General features: G+C 63.0%; 1 protein-coding gene and 1 tRNA gene. One reads left to right on the forward strand and one right to left on the reverse strand.

Features of this window, described 5'->3' with window-relative positions:
• The first annotated feature begins 140 nt into the window (after nt 1-140).
• Complete coding sequence (locus ABD906_RS09845) at nt 141-1,577, forward strand: recombinase family protein (RefSeq protein WP_345099250.1); 1,437 nt, start codon at nt 141-143, stop codon at nt 1,575-1,577.
• Here ABD906_RS09845 and ABD906_RS09850 read toward each other — a convergent pair.
• Nucleotides 1,534-1,610, reverse strand: a tRNA-Met gene (locus ABD906_RS09850). The genes ABD906_RS09845 and ABD906_RS09850 overlap by 44 nt on opposite strands.
• Between the last annotated feature and the right edge of the window lie 28 nt (nt 1,611-1,638).

Here is a 1,638-nt window from a genome sequence, read left to right on the forward strand (position 1 = left end):
CTTCGTGACGATCTCGTCGGGCTTGTGTCGCTTGTTTGCCATTGTGGTCCTCCTTCAGGGTCAAAACCATACTTCAAGGTGGACCCGTTCAATGGGGGTGGATCAAGGCGCTGGACCGTATCAGCCGCGACCAGGCCGATGTGGCGACACTGTTCAAGCATCTGAAGTTCGCCGGCGTGCCTGTCGTCACGCTGGCCGAGGGCGAGATCAGCGAGTTGCACGTCGGCCTCAAGGGGACGATGAACGCGCTGTTCCTCAAGGACCTTGCTGCCAAGACCCGCCGCGGCATCCGTGGACGTGTCGAGGAAGGCAAGTCGGGCGGTGGGCTTTGCTATGGCTACAGGGTCGTCAAACAACTCGATGCGCGCGGCGATCCGATCCGGGGCGACCGCCAGATCGACGCGGCCGAGGCCAATGTCGTGCGACGCATCTTCCGCGAGTTTGCCGCTGGCATCGGCCCGCGCAGCATTGCGCGCAGGCTGAACGAGGAAGGCGTGCCCGGCCCGAATGGCAAGCCGTGGAGCGACACCACCATCCGCGGCCACGTGAAGCGCGGCACCGGCATCATCAACAATGAACTCTATATCGGCCGGCTGATCTGGAACCGGCTGCGCTACGTCAAGGATCCGTCAACCGGCAAGCGTGTCTCCCGGCTCAACCCCGTGGCGGAATGGATCGTCAGGGAGGTGCCGGAACTGCGGATCGTCGATGACCAACTCTGGCAGGCCGTCCGCACGCGTCAGGGCGAGATCGCCGAGAAGTTCGCCAATGTCACTGAAGCCGTCCGCGCGCATCACAAGAAGAATCGGCTGAACGGCGCGCGGCGCCCGAAGTCGCTGCTGTCCGGCCTGGTGTTCTGCGGCTGTTGCGGAGGCCCCTACTCACTTCGCGGGGCCGACCGCTTCGCCTGCTCGAACCACATCAGCAAGGGCACCTGTACAAACAGTCGCACGATCCCACGCACAGAACTCGAAGCCCGCGTGCTGACCGGCCTGAAGGAGCGGATGATGTCGCCCGAGATGGTAGGGGAGGCAATGCGTGCCTACGCTGAAGAGACGAACCGTCTGAACAGGGAACGCCGCTCCAACAGCGAAGCATGGAAAGCCGATCTGGGCAAGGTTGTCAGACAGATCGAGCAGATCGTCGAAGCCATTGCAGACGGCATGTATCATCCGTCGATGAAGGAGAAGATGGATGCGCTGGAGGCGCGCAGAGCGGAGCTGACTACACTTCTCACCGAAGCCCCGGAAGACACCCCCGACATTCTGCCGAGCGCAGCAGCGATCTACGCGAGGAAGGTCACCCGGCTTACTACCGCCCTGAATCGCCCCGAAGAGCGCCAGCAGGCCGCCGATGCCCTGCGCATGCTGATCGAGAAGATCGTGCTGACGCCAGGGCCGGAACGGGGGGAACTCTACGCCACACTGCATGGCGAACTGCGCACGATCCTCGAATGGACGGAGCGGCAAGCCATTGGAAAGGCTGGGAAAACGACAAAACCCGCCGCGGGTGCGACGGGATTGTCGGTATCGGTGGTTGCGGGGGCAGGATTTGAACCTGCGACCTTCAGGTTATGAGCCTGACGAGCTACCGGGCTGCTCCACCCCGCGTCAATTGTGTTTGCGGACCTTGCCGGCG

Origin of the sequence: Chelativorans composti (genome assembly GCF_039541695.1) — a bacterium.
Classification (GTDB): domain Bacteria; phylum Pseudomonadota; class Alphaproteobacteria; order Rhizobiales; family Rhizobiaceae; genus Chelativorans; species Chelativorans composti.